This is a genomic window from Falsigemmobacter intermedius (assembly GCF_004054105.1).
Classification (GTDB): Bacteria; Pseudomonadota; Alphaproteobacteria; order Rhodobacterales; family Rhodobacteraceae; genus Wagnerdoeblera; species Wagnerdoeblera intermedia.
The window spans coordinates 39929-56414 of sequence record NZ_SBLC01000017.1 but is presented as its reverse complement, the minus strand read 5'-3'; the positions used below and the strand labels follow the sequence as shown (position 1 = coordinate 56414).

General features: G+C 64.8%; 14 protein-coding genes. 3 read left to right on the top strand and 11 right to left on the bottom strand.

The features are described 5' to 3' along the window. Positions 1 to 34: 34 nt before the first annotated feature. The 7 genes from EP867_RS12560 to EP867_RS12530 all read right to left on the bottom strand — a co-directional run bounded on the left by EP867_RS12560 (position 35) and on the right by EP867_RS12530 (position 7169). Positions 35 to 1015, bottom strand: coding sequence for a TRAP transporter substrate-binding protein (locus EP867_RS12560; protein ID WP_128489744.1), 981 nt, complete (start codon positions 1013 to 1015; stop codon positions 35 to 37). Positions 1016 to 1026: 11 nt separating this feature from the next. Then, positions 1027 to 2283, bottom strand: a complete 1257-nt coding sequence (locus EP867_RS12555) for a TRAP transporter large permease (RefSeq protein ID WP_128489742.1) — start codon at positions 2281 to 2283, stop codon at positions 1027 to 1029. Beyond that, complete coding sequence (locus EP867_RS12550) at positions 2280 to 2804, bottom strand: TRAP transporter small permease (protein ID WP_128489740.1); 525 nt, start codon at positions 2802 to 2804, stop codon at positions 2280 to 2282. The genes EP867_RS12555 and EP867_RS12550 overlap by 4 nt, the downstream gene beginning before the upstream one ends. Continuing rightward, complete coding sequence (locus EP867_RS12545; protein WP_128489738.1) at positions 2804 to 3583, bottom strand: ABC transporter ATP-binding protein; 780 nt, start codon at positions 3581 to 3583, stop codon at positions 2804 to 2806. Before EP867_RS12545 ends, EP867_RS12550 begins: the two co-directional genes overlap by 1 nt. Next, positions 3580 to 4620, bottom strand: a complete 1041-nt coding sequence (locus EP867_RS12540) for a FecCD family ABC transporter permease (protein ID WP_128489736.1) — start codon at positions 4618 to 4620, stop codon at positions 3580 to 3582. Before EP867_RS12540 ends, EP867_RS12545 begins: the two co-directional genes overlap by 4 nt. Further along, positions 4613 to 5719, bottom strand: a complete 1107-nt coding sequence (locus tag EP867_RS12535) for an ABC transporter substrate-binding protein (RefSeq protein ID WP_128489776.1) — start codon at positions 5717 to 5719, stop codon at positions 4613 to 4615. The genes EP867_RS12540 and EP867_RS12535 overlap by 8 nt, the downstream gene beginning before the upstream one ends. Before the next feature lie 64 nt (positions 5720 to 5783). After that, the gene (locus EP867_RS12530; RefSeq protein ID WP_241656900.1) at positions 5784 to 7169 is read right to left on the bottom strand and encodes a YncE family protein; all 1386 of its coding nucleotides are present in this window, start codon (positions 7167 to 7169) and stop codon (positions 5784 to 5786) included. 131 nt (positions 7170 to 7300) lie between these two features. On the opposite strand from EP867_RS12530, the gene EP867_RS12525 reads away from it, so the two are divergent. Then, the gene (locus EP867_RS12525) at positions 7301 to 8137 is read left to right on the top strand and encodes an alpha/beta hydrolase (protein ID WP_128489732.1); all 837 of its coding nucleotides are present in this window, start codon (positions 7301 to 7303) and stop codon (positions 8135 to 8137) included. 16 nt (positions 8138 to 8153) lie between these two features. Here EP867_RS12525 and EP867_RS12520 read toward each other — a convergent pair whose 3' ends face one another. From EP867_RS12520 to EP867_RS12510, 3 genes are read right to left on the bottom strand one after another with little or no spacing between them, the layout of a single operon-like run. Beyond that, the gene (locus EP867_RS12520) at positions 8154 to 12020 is read right to left on the bottom strand and encodes a non-ribosomal peptide synthetase (RefSeq protein WP_128489730.1); all 3867 of its coding nucleotides are present in this window, start codon (positions 12018 to 12020) and stop codon (positions 8154 to 8156) included. A 1-nt stretch (position 12021) separates the two neighbouring features. Continuing rightward, positions 12022 to 12258: a phosphopantetheine-binding protein gene (locus tag EP867_RS12515; RefSeq protein ID WP_128489728.1), complete on the bottom strand. Its 237-nt coding sequence runs from the start codon at positions 12256 to 12258 to the stop codon at positions 12022 to 12024. 2 nt (positions 12259 to 12260) lie between these two features. Beyond that, positions 12261 to 13892: a (2,3-dihydroxybenzoyl)adenylate synthase gene (locus tag EP867_RS12510; RefSeq protein ID WP_128489726.1), complete on the bottom strand. Its 1632-nt coding sequence runs from the start codon at positions 13890 to 13892 to the stop codon at positions 12261 to 12263. A gap of 144 nt (positions 13893 to 14036) precedes the next feature. Here EP867_RS12510 and EP867_RS12505 point away from each other — a divergent pair, with 144 nt between their 5' ends. Continuing rightward, positions 14037 to 14597, top strand: a complete 561-nt coding sequence (locus tag EP867_RS12505; RefSeq protein WP_241656899.1) for a cytochrome b — start codon at positions 14037 to 14039, stop codon at positions 14595 to 14597. A 132-nt stretch (positions 14598 to 14729) separates the two neighbouring features. After that, positions 14730 to 15554: a sugar phosphate isomerase/epimerase family protein gene (locus tag EP867_RS12500; protein ID WP_128489724.1), complete on the top strand. Its 825-nt coding sequence runs from the start codon at positions 14730 to 14732 to the stop codon at positions 15552 to 15554. On the opposite strand, the gene EP867_RS12495 is transcribed toward EP867_RS12500, so the two are convergent. Further along, complete coding sequence (locus EP867_RS12495; RefSeq protein WP_128489722.1) at positions 15551 to 16315, bottom strand: TSUP family transporter; 765 nt, start codon at positions 16313 to 16315, stop codon at positions 15551 to 15553. The two genes, EP867_RS12500 and EP867_RS12495, sit on opposite strands and share 4 nt — an antisense overlap. Positions 16316 to 16486: the final 171 nt, after the last annotated feature.

Here is a 16486-nt window from a genome sequence, read left to right as displayed (position 1 = left end):
GGCCCCCCGGCCACGTTTCTTTTTCGCTCGGGTCTCAGTTCCCGCGCAGGGCTTTGGCTTCAGCCTCAAGCTCAGTCAGGCGCGGGGTCTTTGCCCGCCAGGTTTCATACCAGCTCGCAACGGCGCTGCCGAAAATCTCCGGTCCGGCCTCTTCCACCTGCACACCGGCCCCGGCCAGTTTCGCCGCGTAATCCGCATCGATCTTCGGATAGGCCGCACGGATCGCCGCTGTTTCCTCGGCCACCAGCCGCTCAATCAGCGCGCGATCTGCCTCAGACAGGCTTTGCCATTTGCGCCCCGAGGCCACGGCGACCATCGGGAAAATCATGTGGCGGCTGTTCAGCACGGCCTTTGAGTAATCATAATAGCGGGTGTTGAACGTCCCCTCCAGGTCAAGCTGCATGCCATCGATCTGACCGTTGGCATAGGAATCAAACAGATCCGGCAGCGGCAGCGGCGTGGGCGCAGCCCCCGCCATCGACCAGAAATCCAGCTCTGAGGCCAGCGGCACGGTGCGGATCTTGCGGCCCTTCACAGTGCCCTCTTCGCCCAGCGGCTGCGACAGCAGCACGATCCGCATCCCCGCCATCCCAAAGCCCAGGCCCTTCAGCCCCAGCTTACCAAGTTTCCCCTGCAGCGCAGCCGCCGTCGGCCCTTCAAGAAGTTTTGCCGCCTGCTCTGCCGTTTCAACGAGATAGGGGGCCACCAGGATGTTAAATTCCTCATCGCGGTTGGCAAATTCGCCCACCGTCATAAAGGCCAGATCCAAAGCGCCCGATTGCAGTTGCTGCAGCATCTGCGCCTCAGAGCCGAGCTGCCCCGCCGGAAACACCGAAAGCTTCAGGCGGCCTTCGCTTTCCGCCGCCAGCCGCTCAGCCAGATGTCCGGCAGAGCGGGTCCACTGGTGCGGCGGCGGGGTGATCAGACCGATCTTCAGCTCCTGCGCCGATGCCGGCGCAGCCGTGACGCCAAAGGCCAGAACGGCCGCCGTGGTGATCTTTTTCAGAAAGCTCATGGCCTCTCTCCTCATCCCGCGTTCAGCGCGGCGTGAATGGTCATGCCTGCGATCACCGCAAGCATCGCGCCGAAGAACGGCAGCAAAAGTCGTGACAGACGACCCGCTGAGACCCCGGTCATCAGCGCAGCCGTATAAAGCCCCGCCCCCACCGGCGGGGTCAGCAGGCCAAGCGCCAGATTGGCGCAAAGGATCAGCCCGAACTGCACCGGATCGATACCGAAGCCGCTGACCGCCACCGGCAAAAGCACCGGCGCGGTCAGGATGATGGCCGGCACCGGCTCCAGCACCGTTCCCAGCAGCAAAAGCAGGATATTGAGCAAAATCAGGAACATCAGCGGCGATCCCGCCATCTCCTGAATGAATTCGGCCGCCATGGCCGGCACATTGGCAAAGGTCATCACCCAGCCCATAATCTGTGCCGCGCCGACCAGATAAAGCACAATCCCCGCCGTGATGCCACTGCGCACAAAGATCCCCGGCAGCGCAGCCCAGGTCAGCTCGCGGTAGATCAGACCGCCCACCAGCAGCGCCGCGAGAGAGGCCATGGCCGCCGATTCCGTGGGCGTGGCAATCCCGCTGAGGATACTGCCCACCGCCGCCAGCGGCACAGCCAGCGCCGGAAGCCCCATCAGGAGATCACGCCCCCGCGCCGCCAGCGGCAGCCCGCCCGAGACCGGGAGTTGCGCGCGCCAGCCCAGGAAGGCGATCACCAGCATAAAGGCAAAAGCCATCGCAAGCCCCGGCAGGATCGACGCCGCAAAAAGATCGCCCACCGGAAGCTGTGCCACGGCGGCAAAGACGATCAGATTCATCGAGGGCGGCAGCAGCGGTGCCAGAAGCCCCCCCGCCGCCGTCACCGTGGCTGAGACGTCGCGCGGATAGCCCGCGCGCTCCATCTCGGGCACGGCAAGGCGCGACATCACCGTCAGCTGCGCCACGGTTGAGCCTAAGACCGAAGCCATCATCAGATTGGTCAGCAGGTTCACCTGCGCCATCCCTGCCCGCAGCGGCGGCAGCAGGGCTGCGGCAAAAGCAAAAAGCCTGCGCCCGATGCCGCCCGCGCCCATCAGCTCGCCCAGCAGAATGAACAGCGGCAGCGTCAGCATGGCCGGGCTTTCCATCCCCGCAAAAAGCTGCTGCGGAAAGGCGGAAAGAAGCGCGGTATTGCCGCCCTCAAGCACCAGGATCACCGCCACCGCGATCAGCACGAAGGCCAGCGGCGCGCCAAGCGCCATCAGGATCAGAAAGCCCAGCGAAGCAATCATACCGCAGTCTCCGGCAGCGGCGCGAAGATCTGCGCCAGCACATGCAGCATGCCCGAGAGCACCGAGGCCGGGATCACCAGCCAGAACCAGATCTTGCGCAGACCAAGCGTCAGGGTCGGGTCGGTCCAGGCGAAGTTGAAACTGCTCTCGGCCAGGGCCTCGCCGCTTCCGGCAGCGATCAGTCCGGGAATGTCGAGCCACACCCAGGTCAGCAGCGCCATCAGCGCCATAAACCCAAGGATCAGCCCCTGGTTCACCCGCGCCAGAACGCGCCGCCCGCGCGGGCCAAGGCTTTCCGGCATCAGCCCCATGGCCATGTGATTTTGCAACGCCACCCCCATAGAGGCGGCGATAAAGGCCAGCATCACCATCAGATGCACCGCCAGCTCATCCGTCCAGACCTGGGGCGCACCCAGGCCGCGCGCGACAGATCCAAGCCCCACCAGCAGAAGGATCGCAAAGGTCAAAGCCCCTGCCAGGGCCTTTTCAAGCCGTAGGACCACCGCGCTCAGCCGCTGCATCACGCCGGCTCCAGCTCGCGGTCAATCAGCACCGTCAGAGCGCCTTTTGAGCAGCGCTCAACCCGGGCCTCGACGCCGTAAACCTCAGCCAGCATGGCAGGCGTGACGACCTCTGCCGGGGGGCCTTCGGCGTAAAGCCGGCCCTGGTGCAGCACCGCAATCCGGTCCGCCCAGCGGGCCGCCAGCGCCAGATCATGCAGCACCGCCAGAACGATGCGCCCCTCAGACGCAATGCGGCGCACTTCGGAAAGCAGCCGCACCTGGCGCGCCAGATCCAGCGCCGAGGTCGGCTCATCGAGCAGCAGAAGCCGCGGATCACGCACCGTGGCCTGGGCGAGGCTGACCATCTGGCGCTGACCGCCCGAGAGCTTCTCCAGCGCCTCAAGCGCCAGATGGGAAATCCCCAGCCGCGTCAGAACCGCCATGGCCTTTTCTGCCGCATCCGGCCCGTGGTGCGCTCCCCCGGCCCGAAGCGCCGCAATCACGCATTCCAGAACCGAAAGCGAGGCGGCTGAGGGCAGGCTCTGCGGCATGAAGCCGATTTTGCGCGCCCGCTGCGGCGCGGACATCGACGAGAGCGCCTCTCCGTCGAGCACCATCTCACCCGCAACCGGGGCAAGGCGGGCGATGCCCTTAAGAAGGGTGGATTTTCCGGCGCCATTGGGCCCGGCCAGAACCGTCACTTCGCCGGGCTTCAAGGGCGCAAGGGTAAAGCCCTTCAGCACCTCTCGCCCGCCAAAGCGTACGGCGGCGTCTTTCAGAATCAGACCTTCGCTCATGCCCGCCCCCGTCCGCGCAGGATCAGCGCAAAGAAAATCGGCAGACCAATCAGAGAGGTCACCAGCCCCACCGGCAGCAGCACGCCGGGCACCACCAGCTTCGCCAGCACCGAGGCCAGCGACATCACCAGCGCCCCGGTCAGCACCGATGCGGGCAGCAAAAAGCGGTGATCTTCGCCCACCAGCATCCGCGCGATATGCGGCCCTGCCAGCCCCACAAAACCAATGATGCCCACCATGGAGACGGCCGTCGCCGCCAGAAGGCTCACGCGCAAAAGCGCCCAGCGGCGCAGAGCGGTGACATCAACGCCGTAAGAGCGCGCCTGATCTTCCCCCATCCGCAGCGCCGTCAGCTGCCAGGAGGCGCGGAAGGCGAAGGGAATGGTACAGGCCAGAACCAGCGCCAGGATCGCCGCCGAGGCCCAGTTGGCCGAAGCAAGGCTACCCATCGTCCAGAACACCAGCTGCTGCAAAGCATCAGCCGAGGCAACAAACTGCAGAAGCGACAAAAACGCCCCGGCCGCAAAGTTCAGCGCGATGCCGAAAAGGATCAGCACTTCCGTCCCGCCCCCGCGCAACCGCCCCAGCAGCTGCAAAAGCGCCAGCGCCCCAAGCGCAAAGAGGAAAGCATTGACCGAGACCGACCAGACCGGCGGCATAAAGGGCAGCGTGATGCCCAGAACAATGGCCGTCGCCGCACCAAGCGCCGCAGCAGCGGAAACGCCAAGGGTGAAGGGCTCAGCCAAGGGGTTTTCCAGAACGGTCTGCATCTCTGCGCCCGCCATGGCGAGTGCCGCACCGACCAGCAGCGCCATGACCGCCACCGGCAAACGCACGTCCCAGACGATGACCCGCGTGCCGCGCGAGATGTCTTCCGCCCCGGTCAGGGCCCCCCAGACTTGGCTAAAGGGCAGACCCGAAGGTCCGGTCATCAGATCGGTGATCAGCGCCAGCAGCGCCGCCAGCGCCATGACGCCGACGAGAGCCGCGCGCCTGCGGTTGCGGCGGTGATAGGCGGCAAGAACGGCCTCAGTCATTGGCGCGGACCCACCAGGTTCCGAAGACGCTCACCGGCGAGAAGCGGGTCTCGATCTCGCGCAGCGTTGCATCGGGGTCAATGTCGGCAAAAACCTCAGGATGGAAGAGCTTTGCCAGATATTCGATCAGCGCGATATGCACGGGGCTGTCGTTAAACAGATGCCAGACCCCGGCGGCGCGGCCTTCCTCAATCGCGGTCAGCGCTGAAAAGCCCGGGGCCGTGAGCAGGGCATCAAAGCTCAGCTCCGCCTCTCCCGGTTTGATGCCCGAGCCAAGCACCAGCCCGCCGCGCGGGCCCATATGTGCCCCGCCGGTGGCGACATAGATGTCCGGATCGGCACCGATCAGAAACTCAAGGCTCACATTGCCCAAAACGCCGCCCACGGCGGTATTGCCGATGTTATTGCCGCCGGCGGTGGTGATGAAATCGTGAAACACCCCCTGCCCCACGGTCGCGCAGCAATTCGTCGGTGCCGCATGAACGTGGAAAAACACATCCGGGCGCTTCAGCGCCGGATCGGCCAGACGAGAGGTGATCCGCTCCAGCCGCTCGGTGTAGAAGGTTGCAAATTCATCCGCCTTCGCATCTCCACCCGTCAGAGCGCCGAGAATTTTCAGCGACGGCAGCGAGTTCTGCTGCGGGTGCGAGAAGAAATCGACATAGACAACCGGGATGCCCGCCGCCTCAACCTGGGTGCGCGCCTGCTCCATGCCGGGGTCTTTGGCATCCATCAGCGAGAGAACCAGAAGATCCGGGTCCAGCGCGATCACCGCTTCAACCGAGAGATCGCGATTGCCCGAGCCCACCGGCTTAATGGCGTCAATCTGCGGGAATTTCGTGCGATAGGCCGAAAGGGTCGGCGGGTCGAGCGCCTTGTCCAGACGCCAGCCCACGACCTTTGAGACCGGATCTTCATGCATGAGCCCAAGGACCGCCATATGGCGCCCCTCCCCCAGCACGATGCGCGATGCAGGCGCCTCCAGCACCACCTCACGCCCCAGAATATCCAGCGCGCGCACTTCTGCCGCCAGCGGCGCCGCCGCCCCGAGGGTGGCTGCAAGCGCAAGGAGCCCCCTGCGCGCCCAGGTCATCATCATAGCCAAGGCCGGCCTCTTTCTTCTTCTTGCGGCGCGGGCTCAGCGCCCCCGCCGCGGTCTCAATTCACTCTGCTTTCGGCGTGATGCGCCACAGACGGTCACCCGCATCATCATCGGCACCGCGCGATTTATTCACCGCCCAGACATTGCCCAGACCATCGGCCTGGAGATGATTGGGAAAGCTGCCCGCATCGAGCACGGCCTTCACCTCACCCCTGGTGTTGACCACGATGATGGTGCCTGCGCCGCGGTTGGCGACGAAAGCCTGGCGGGATTTCGGCTCAAAGGCCACGTTCAGCGCACCCGCGCCCACCGGCACATCATGCAAAACGGTGCCATCTTCCGCCTTTACGATCAACAGGTTGTCGCTTTGCTGGGAGGCCACGAACAAAAGCCCCTCCTGCGGGTCATAGGCCACACCCGACGCGCCCTTCGCGCCTTTCAGCGGAAACACGGTTACGCTGTGATCGAAAAGATCGACCGCGGCATATTCATTGGTGCTCATGGACACGGTATAAAGCCGCCCCGCTGCGGCATCCAAAGCCAGGCTCATCACGGCGAATTTGCCGCCACGCTCTGCGCTTTGAATGGTGATCGTGTCGGTTTTCTGATTGGGGCCGGTGGTGAACACTTCAATGCGCGGCTCGACGGAGGTGCTGATATAGGCGCGGCCCCGGCCGGGGTCGATCACCACATCGCGGCCATGATCGACCACGCCGGGCTCAAACTGTTTCAGAAGCGACAGATCGTTCTGGCGATAGATCGCGACGGTGTTCTGCCGGGTGTTGGTGGTCCAGATCGTGGCATTGGCCTCATCGAGGCCCAGACCATAGACGGCGAAGACACCCGGATCGCGCCCCCCCGCGCCCGCAGGCGCCTCGCCCACGGCCCCGCGGGCAATGACCTCAAGGCTTTGCGGGTCAAGCCGGTAAAGCGCGCTTTCTTTGACCGGCGGACGCCCAACGGCGGCGGTGACAAAGACCGCGCCCGCCGCTTCGCCAAAGGCCACCTGGTAAAGGCCCGGACCGACCCTGGAGCTTTCGATGGTGAAATTCTCAGCCCCGTGAGGCGGCAGATCGGGCGAGATTTTCAGATCAATCACCCGCGCCGCCGCCGGATTTTCAGCAATGACCACAATGGGGTGAAGCCCCACCGCTGCCTCTTCGTCCACCGTCAGCCCGAAGGTAAACGCCCCTTCGGCATCCGCAATGATCGGCGTGTCATTCAGGACATGCGGGCCACGCATCAGGGTGATCTTCTGCCCCGCCACCAGACCCTGACCCCGGATTTCTGCCGCGCCACCGGGCAGAATCGGCCGCCCCCGCTCAGTCGCGGCTGCGGTGATCGTGCCCTGAAACTCTGTGGCGGCAGGGGTGAAAGCCGTCTGCGCAGTGGCAGGGGCAGCCGCACAAAGCACCAGCAGGGCCGAGGCTCCAAGCCAGCGCCGCAAACTCCGGCTCCGGGGCGGGTAAATCATCAAAACTGGCTCCACATCTGATGCCGCGCCCGAGGTCCGGGCTGGCAGATCCTGCCGCATCAGTATAATCCTGATCGGGATTGTCAACTATAAGGAACTGCCTGATGCCCGCGACAGGAAAGGTTGGCCCCGATCACGCCCGCCGTCCGGCTGAACTGCGTCTGTTTGAGACCGGATGCGCCAGCCACGATCTGACGCAGAAGACCCTATCTGCCGGTCCGGGCTATCGAATTTTTCTGGCGGTGCCCAAAGGGGCTGCTCCGGAAGGCGGCTGGCCGATCCTCTATATGCTCGACGGGAATGCCGCTTTTGATTACCTGACGGCGGACCATCTGTCGCAGGTTCCGGGGCTGATCATCGCCGCCGTTGGCTATGACACCGACCGGCAGTTCGCGCGGGAGTTGCGCACCAAAGACTTCACCGCGCCCCTGACACCCGGGGCCGGGCTGCGGCCCGATCACGTCCATGAGGGGCGTCTGGCTGGGGGCGCTGAGATCTTTCACCATCTGTTGACCCATGAGATCCGCGAAGCCGCGGAGACCGGGCTGCCGGTGGACGGGGGGCGCCGCACGCTCTGGGGGCACAGCTTCGGCGGGCTCTTTGTGCTTTATGCGCTCCTCGCCCATCCTGAGAGCTTTGCGCGTTTCGCGCCGATCAGCCCCTCGATCTGGTGGGATGAGGCACTGATCCGGCGCATCGCGGCTGAGGCACGGGTGCCGGACCCCCGGCCGGAGGTGCTGCTTGCGCTTGGCGATAAAGAGAAGCGCTCAGGCTCAGACGGGCCGCCGCCGGAGGGTCCGGCCCCGGCAACGCTGAGCTTTGTCGAGCTGATCACCGCCCATCCGGGGCTGCAGGTCGATCTGCATGTGCTGAAAGATCACGTGCATATTCAAACCCTTGCCGGATCTTATCCTCTGGCACTGCCGTTCGCAGCCCGCTGAGCGGCAGAAAGGGGGCTCAGGCCCCCTTCCCCGCCATACCCGCAGCCAGCAGCGGCGCGATCTCAACCACCGCTTCGGGAGAGATCATCTGCGCATGCACGAAAGGCACCTCTTCGGCGATGACCCGCCCCGCGAAGGGCTGCCACAGATCCGCCGTCAGATTGCGACCCGCATGATCGCGCCCGGCGCGGATATGCAGAAGATCCCCCGCCATGGCACGGTGATACTGGCTGCGCACAAGGCGGTTGGTATCCGTCACCAACCGCACCACGGCGTCCAGCACCTCTTCGGGCAGAGCCCCAAGCGCGCTGTCGCCTTCGCGCAGGAAGGCCACGACTTTGGCGCGGGTGTCGAGGTCCTGGTGCCCGTCAGGATCATGCCCCGCAATCGCCAGCAGCGCGCGCAGCGCCGCCACGGGATCGGGGTCAGGCTCTTCGCGCCAGACATCCGCCGGATAGCTGTCGAGCAGCGCCACCATGCCAATGCGCCCGCCCGCCTGAACCGCCATTTCCTGAGCGATCAGACCGCCCACCGACCAGCCCGCCAGATGGAGCTGCCCGGTCAGACCCGCCGCCTCCAGCACCCGCAGATAGCGGCCCGCCAGATCGCCAAGGCTCAGCGGCAGCCTCTCTGAGAGATCAAGGCAGGGGTGCTGTAGAGCATAGACCCGCCGCTGCGGCGCGATGGCCCGCGCGAGACTGCGGTAGCCCCAGCCAAGCCCCCCCGCCGGATGCAAAAGCACCAGGGGCGCCGCTGTGGCATCGCCCTCGGCCAGCAGCAGAAGGGTGCCAAGCCCGTTTTCGCTTTCCGCCTCACCGCCGATGATGCGGGCCAGACCCGCCAGCACCGGCTGCTCGAAAATCGCACCGATCCCGGGATCGCGGCCGGTGCTTTGCTCAATCCGCAAAGCCAGGGTCACCGCAGAGAGGCTGTCACCGCCAAGGGCGAAGAAATCAGCCTCGGCGGGCGGCGGCGCGGGCAGATGCAGGATCTCGGCGTAAAGGCCCGCCAGCATCACCTCGGTCGGAGTTGAAGCCGGACGGCCGCTTGCGGAGAATTCCGGCGCAGGCAGGGCCTTACGGTCCAGCTTGCCGTTTGAGGTCACCGGCAGCGCCGCCAGCGGCACTTCGGCTGAGGGCAGCATATAGGCGGGCAGGGATTTTGCGATCGCCGCTGCAATGGCCCCGGGCTGATGGGTGCCGACCGGCACCACATAGCTCACGAGGCGCTTTTCACCGGCGCGATCCTCGCGGGCGATGACCACCGCTTCACGGGCCAGGCCCGTGGCCATGATCGCGGATTCGATCTCACCGAGTTCAATGCGCAGGCCACGGATTTTTACCTGGTGATCCGAGCGGCCCAGATAGACCACTGCCCCATCCTCGCGCAGCCGCGCCAGGTCGCCTGCCTGATAAAGCCGCGCACCGGGCTGTCGCGGGTCCGCGATGAAGCGCTCTGCCGTCAGGTCGGGGCGGCCCAGATAGCCCCGAGCCAGCTGCACGCCGCCCAGATAAAGATGCCCCGGCAGACCCGGCGGCAGGGGCCGCATCAGATCATCCAGCACCTCAAGCCGGGTGTTCCAGACCGGAAAGCCGATCGGCAGCGGGTTTGAGCGGTCCTCGGGCGTTGCGGGCCAGTAGCTGACATCCACCGCCGCCTCTGTCGGGCCGTAAAGGTTGTGCAGCTCGCCTTTGATGCGGGCGTGGAAGCGGTCGCGGTGATCGGCCGTCAGCTCTTCGCCCGAGCAGAAGGTGCGCGCAATCTCAAGCCCCTGGCTTGCCGGAGCGGCCAGGAAGGCCGAGAGCATCGACGGCACGAAATGCAGCGTGGTGATGGCTTCGTCACGGATCACCCGCGCCAGTGCCACCGGATCGCGGTGCACACCAGGTTCCGCCATGACCAGGGTCGCCCCGGTCAGATAGGGCAAAAACAGCTCCCAGACCGAGACATCAAAGGTCGCAGGCGTCTTTTGCAAAATGCGGTCGCCCGGGTGGAAGCCGTAGAAATCGCGCATCCAGAGCAGGCGGTTAACGATGGCGCGATGCTCAATCACCACGCCCTTCGGCTCCCCGGTCGAGCCGGAGGTGAAGATGATATAGGCCATATCATCCGGGGTCGCCCCTGAGGGAGCGGGCGTGCCCGTCGTGGCGAAATCATCGGTCAGCAAAAGCGGCACATCGGCCCCGAAAAGCCCCGTCAGCCCGGCAGAAGAGATCACCACCACCGGCGCGGCACGGCGCAGGATGGTGGCAATGCGGTCAGCCGGGTGGTCGGGATCAAGCGGCAGATAGGCCGCGCCTGCGCGTTGAATGGCCAGAAGCGCAATCGACAACTCCAGCGAGCGGTCCAGCGCCACGGCCACGATTGCGCCGGGTTTCGCACCCAAAGACTGCAGTTGAGCCGCCAAAGCCGCCGAACGGGCGTCGAGCTCGGCGTAGCTCAGCACCTCACCCCGGAAAGACAGCGCCGGAGCGTCGGGGGTGGCCACCATCTGCGCTTCGATCAGCGCGATCAGCGTGGTCTCAGGGATCGGATGTCGGGTAGCTGCGTTGCGCGCATCGATCAGCGCCACCTCTTCGGGTGAGGCGGTCGGCACCGGTGCGAGCCGCCCGGCGTCCAGCGCCGCGCGGATAAAGGCGATCAGCCGCGCCGAATGGCCCGCGATTGCCGCCGCATCATAGAGGCCCGGGTTGGCATCCACCTCAAAGAGCATGCCTGCCTCGGGATCACCCCGGAAGGTCAGCGTCAGATCATCCACCGCGCCCGCGCCCAGGATATGCAGCGCCACATCCACACCGGAAAAAACCGGCGGGCGATCGAAGGGTTGGATATTAATCAAAGGCCCGTAAAGCCGCCGCGCCCCGCCGACGAGACCCAGATCCCGGCGCAGCTGCTCGGAGCGGTAGAGCCCGTGTTTGCGGGCCTCGCGCATCTCGCGGGTAAAGCCGCGCAGCCAGTCTGAAAGCGGCGCCGCCTCATCCGGGCGGATGCGCTGCGGCAGCACATTCATCACCATAGAGGGCAGACGCGCCACTTTGCGCCCCATCCGCGCCATGAAGGGCAGGCCCGCAACCACTTCCCCCCCGGTCCAGCGGGCGAGATAGGCCCCGCTGAGGCCGGTCAGCACATCGGTCCAGTTCAGATCATGGGCATCCGAGAACTGCGACAAAGCCGCCAGCAGATCCTGCGGCATCCAGACCGAATGACGCAGAAACTGACTGCCCGAGACAGCGCGGCCGGGGGAGGGTCCCTGAACCTCAGGCAGCCCCTCCATGGCAGCCCGCCACCAGGCGGCATCTTCGCTGCGCTTTGGTGAGGTCCGATAGGCCTGATCCTCAAGTGAGGCGATCTCAATCGGGCGGAAGGGCAGCGGCTCGGGACCGCCGGCGGTCAGATGGTTATAATGCTCCGCAATCCGGTTGGTCAGCAGCACAAAGCCGTAGCCGTCAATGCCCAGGTGATGGATGCGCTGATAAAGGAAGAACCGCTCTGCGCTCAGATGATAAAGCGTGAAAGCGGCAATCTGATCGCGCGAGAGATCCAGCGCCCGCGCCGTATCGGCCCGCATCAACCGCAGTGCCTCACCCTCCGGGTCGGGGCTTTGCGTCAGATCGGCTTCCGTCATCACCGGCGCGCTGTCTGAGAGCCATTGCACCGGTCCCTGCGGACCCCGGCCAAAGCGCAGCCGCAGGGCTTCCGTTTCGGCGATCATGCGCGACATGGCCTCGCGCAATGCGTTCAGATCGGGACGGCCTTTGAATTCCAGATACTGCCCGGTGTTTAAAATCGGGTTCTCCGCATCAAGCGCCTGAAAATACCACAGACCTTCCTGTGCTTCGGTCAGTGGAAAAGCTGCAGCGCCCGGGCCGTCCGTCGTGGTCATTTCAGTTCACAAGGCCCCGTGCTTCGATTTCCGCCCACCACTCACCCAGAGTGGTGCTTTCGGCAAACATCGAAAAATCAGCGCGCAGCCCGGCTTCTTCCCAGATCACCGCAAGCCGCATCAGCCGCAGGCTGTCGAGACCCAGATCCGGCAGGCTGTCGTCATCGCCGATCTCATCAGGATCGAGGTGGATCATCCGCGCGATATCGGCGCGCATCTGCTCAAGCGTGAGTGCCATTCTCAGGCCTCCTTCTTCATAAACTCTTCGCGCAGCCGCGCGCGTAGCACCTTGCGCGAGACCTTGCCCACGGCGGTGGTCTCAAACTCGGGCACAAAGACGACCTGATCGGGGACTTTAAATTCAGCCAGACCCCGTTTGCGCATGAAGGCTTTGACCTCAGCGCCCTTCGGCTTCTCGCCGCGCGGCACGATGAAAGCGCAGATCCGCTCGCCCAGGAATTCATCCGGGATTGAGACCACAGCCGCGTCAAAGACCGCCGGATGGGCCAGAAGATGCTCCTCGACCTCTTCGGCCGAGATCTTTTCGCCCGCGCGGTTGATGTGGTCGCCTGCGCGACCCTGGACCGAGAGATAACCGCCCTCCAGCCGCTTCACGATATCGCCGGTGCGGTAAAACCCGTCCGGGGTAAAGCTGCGGGCATTGGCGGCCGGCTCATTGTGATAGGCGCGGATGGTATAGGGGCCACGGGTCAGCAGGTGACCGGGGGTGCCGTCCTCGACAGGATTGCCCTCATCATCCAGGATCAGCACCTCATCGGCGGGGCTGATCGGGCGCCCCTGGGTCTGCACGATGATCTCTTCGGGATCCTCAAGGCGGGTGTAATTCACCAGGCCCTCAGCCATGCCAAAGACCTGCTGGAGCGTGCAGCCCAGAACCGGGCGCACGCGGGCCGCTGCTTCGGCCACGAATTTCGCCCCGCCGACCTGCAGCACCTCAAGGCTGGAGATATCGTGACGGGTCTTCGGGGCAGCCTCCATCCACAGCAGTGCCAGCGGAGGAACGAGCCCGGTGATCGTGACCCGCTCTGCCTCAATCAGCTTAAAACAGGTCTCTGCCGCCGGATTGGGGGCCATGACCACCCGGCCACCGGCATAAAGCGTGCCGAAAATCCCCGGCGAAGACATCGGGAAGTTATGCGCCGCAGGCAGCGCGCAGAGATAGACCGAGTGTTCGCTCAGCCCGCAGATCGGGCCGGAGGCGGCAAAGCTGTAGATGTAATCATCATGCGTCCTCGGGATCAGCTTCGACAACCCCGTCGAGCCGCCCGAAATCTGCAAAAACGCCACTGAGGACGGATCGATCTCCGGGAAAGCCTCAGGTTTTTGCCCGAAGCTGTCGAAAGAGATATGCCCGCCGGCCTCACCCGCGACGATGATATGTTGCAGATCCGGCACCAGATCGCGCACCTCTGCCGCCATGGCGGGATAGGCAAAGCCATCGAACTGATCGAGCGTGACAACCGCCTTCGCGCCTGAGCGGCGGGCAAAATGCTCAAGCTCGGTCCTGCGGTGGGCGGGCAGCACATAGACCGGGATCAGCCCGGCCAGAAACAGCCCGAAAACCGCCGGAAGGAAGGTCGCCACATTCGGAAGCTGCACCAGCACCCGATCGCCCGGCTTCAGCCCCAGGGCCATATAGCCCCCCGCCGCCGCCTCTGACCGCGCCAGTACCTCAGCATAGCTCCAGCGGTTCACACCATCACTGACCGCCAGCCGCTCAGGATGGGCTGCGGCACGTGCGCGCAGGAAGCTGCCGAAGGTTTCGCCCTTCCAATAGCCTTCTGCGCGGTAGCGGGCCGCAAATTCCTCAGGCCAGATCTGACGGGGCAGGCTTTGGGCTGGATCGGACATGGAAACTTTCTCAACGGCGGCGTGACCTTGGAGCCCCGGTTAAGCAACCGTAGCAAAATTGTCAACTTTTCGCGGGGCGGTTTTCCGACGCGGCGGAATTTGCTAGGGGGCGACTGAAACAGACTGAGTGAAGGAGCCTCCCCCGTGACCCAGGCCACTGATGCCCCCCTGCCCATGCGCGACACCGCGCTGCGCTATGGAAAAGTAACCCGCCTTCTGCACTGGGGGCTGGCGGCTTTGATCCTGTGGCAGCTCTTTGGCATGGTGGTGAAGGTCACCATGGAGAAAAGCCCCACCGTCAGCGCCATTGTGGGCAGCCACCAGCCGGTGGGCCTGGTGATTTTTGTCCTGGTGGTGCTGCGCGTCCTCTGGGCGCTGATCAACCGCGGCAATCGTCCGGCGCATGGTGAGGGGCTGCAGGGTCTCGCCGCGCGGGCGGGGCATGTCGCGCTTTACGCGCTGATGGTGCTGATCCCCTTTACCGCACTGGTCCGCGCCTGGGGCAACCAACGCGCCTTCGCGCCTTTCGGCTTTGAGATTTTCCCCGCCCAGGAGCCGCCGGTGGAATGGGCCGTGGCTGTGGCCGAATGGCACGGCGAGATGGGCTGGCTGATGCTGGTCCTGATCCTTGGTCATATCGCCATGGTGGCTGTGCATGATCTGGCCTGGCGTGACGGCACCTTGCGCAAAATGGCCGGTCGCTGAACCCCGGCCCCGCCTGACGGATCAAAAACTCCCGGGGCCTCTCTGCAAAGAGAGGCCTTTTTCGCCCCCTGCACTCTTGTCCGGTGGCCTTCCGCAGGCCAGAGAGAAGCCTGACTGTGACAGGAGCCCGTCATGACCGATCTGCCGCTTCTTGGTGCCGCGCTTCAGGCCGATGACCTGGAAAGGCTCGGCGATCTCATTGTGACAGAGCACCGCGACATCGAGTTGCAGGATTTCTTCATGGCAGAGGTGCTGAACGGCGACTGGCGGCCGCAGGCGCAGCGCATCAGGCAGCTTCTCTCCGGCTGGCGCGGGCGACTGGGGATCCACGGGCCATTCTGGGGCATCGATATGTCGACCCCCGACCCGGAGGTGCGGGCCATCGTGACAAAGCGGATGATGCAGGCGCTCGATGTCTGCGCCGATCTGACTGCCGATCAGATGGTGGTGCATTCCCCCTATACCCCCTGGGATTACCACACGCTTGATCACTTTGCCTTCCGCTCTGCCTATGACTGGCTGATCGCAAACTGCCGCGCCTCAATGGATCCGGTGGTGCGCCGCGCGGAAGAACTTGGCGTTCAGATCGTCATTGAAAACGTCCAGGACAAAGACCCCGACATCCGCGCCACCCTGGCCCGGGCTTTTGAAAGCGAAGCGGTGCAGGTCTCCCTCGACACCGGCCACGCCGAATTTGCCCATGGCAGCTTTGGTGCACCGCCGGTTGATTATTATGTCCGCCGCGCAGGGGCGCAGCTTTGCCACGTGCATCTGCAGGACAGCGACGGCTATGCCGACCGCCACTGGCCGCCCGGCGAAGGGCGGATCAACTGGCCTGCGGTTTTCAGGGCCCTGAATGAACTGGACCGGATTCCGCGCCTGATCCTTGAGCTGAACGACAAGCGCGACATCCCCAGGGCCATCGGCTGGCTGAGCGCAAAGGGCCTTGCGCGTTAACCGCCGTAGGCCTGCCACAAAAGCCGCAGCGCCATTCCGCCTGAGGTCACGACCAGCAGCGGCCGGATCAGCCTGGCCCCGCGCTTCATCGCAAGGCGCGAGCCGAGCCGTGCCCCAAGGATCTGCCCGCAGGCCATGACCAGCCCCGTCCCCCACCAGATGCCACCCAAAGGAATAAAGGCCAGCAGGGCGGCAAAACTCGAGGCGAAATTCAGAAATTTCGTATGCGCCGTGGCTTTCAGCATTCCGTAGCCCGCCAGCATCACAAAGCCGAGCATGAAAAAGCTGCCCGTCCCGGGGCCGAAAAAGCCGTCGTAAAAGCCGATCACCGGCACCATCAGCCCCGCAATGACCGCAGGACCCACCCTAGCCGGGCGGCTTTCATCGCCAAGCCCCCGGCGCAGCGCGAAAAACAGCGCCACCGCAATCAGAACCAGCGGCATCAGCCGCGACAGCCAGATCACCGGCACCAGGCTCACCACCAGCACCCCGACCCCGCTGGAAAGCGCCGCAATCAGCGCGAGCCCCAGCTGCTCTCGCGGGTTCACATGCCCCGCCCGCGCATAAGATACCGCAGACGTGGCCGTGCCGAAACTGCCCTGCAGCTTATTGGTGGCCAGCGCCTCAACCGGAGAGGCCCCGGCCAGCATCAGCGCGGGCATGGTGACAAGGCCCCCGCCCCCGGCGATGGAATCGATAAAGCCGCTCAGCACTGACGCAAGGAGCAGCAGCGCGACAATCTCAAGGCTGACTTCAAACACTGCGGTCTCCTTTTTACCGCCTCTCTGTTGCAGCCGCCTGCGGAAAAGGCCAGAGCCCGGCACTTGCGACAGCGCAGAGACTTGCGCCCGCAGCCCGCCTCGCGGAAAGTCGCGGCAGACGCCCCCCGCGGGGCGCGACAGACTGCCGGAGCCGCCTTTGACCATCCCCCT

Bases quoted from the DNA above. Each gene is read 5' to 3' on its own strand.
- EP867_RS12560 (WP_128489744.1), bottom strand. From the start codon at position 1,015: ATGAGCTTTCTGAAAAAGATCACCACGGCGGCCGTTCTGGCCTTTGGC.
- EP867_RS12555 (WP_128489742.1), bottom strand. From the start codon at position 2,283: ATGATTGCTTCGCTGGGCTTTCTGATCCTGATGGCGCTTGGCGCGCCG.
- EP867_RS12550 (WP_128489740.1), bottom strand. From the start codon at position 2,804: ATGCAGCGGCTGAGCGCGGTGGTCCTACGGCTTGAAAAGGCCCTGGCA.
- EP867_RS12545 (WP_128489738.1), bottom strand. From the start codon at position 3,583: ATGAGCGAAGGTCTGATTCTGAAAGACGCCGCCGTACGCTTTGGCGGG.
- EP867_RS12540 (WP_128489736.1), bottom strand. From the start codon at position 4,620: ATGACTGAGGCCGTTCTTGCCGCCTATCACCGCCGCAACCGCAGGCGC.
- EP867_RS12535 (WP_128489776.1), bottom strand. From the start codon at position 5,719: ATGATGATGACCTGGGCGCGCAGGGGGCTCCTTGCGCTTGCAGCCACC.
- EP867_RS12525 (WP_128489732.1), top strand. From the start codon at position 7,301: ATGCCCGCGACAGGAAAGGTTGGCCCCGATCACGCCCGCCGTCCGGCT.
- EP867_RS12520 (WP_128489730.1), bottom strand. From the start codon at position 12,020: ATGACCACGACGGACGGCCCGGGCGCTGCAGCTTTTCCACTGACCGAA.
- EP867_RS12515 (WP_128489728.1), bottom strand. From the start codon at position 12,258: ATGGCACTCACGCTTGAGCAGATGCGCGCCGATATCGCGCGGATGATC.
- EP867_RS12510 (WP_128489726.1), bottom strand. From the start codon at position 13,892: ATGTCCGATCCAGCCCAAAGCCTGCCCCGTCAGATCTGGCCTGAGGAA.
- EP867_RS12500 (WP_128489724.1), top strand. From the start codon at position 14,730: ATGACCGATCTGCCGCTTCTTGGTGCCGCGCTTCAGGCCGATGACCTG.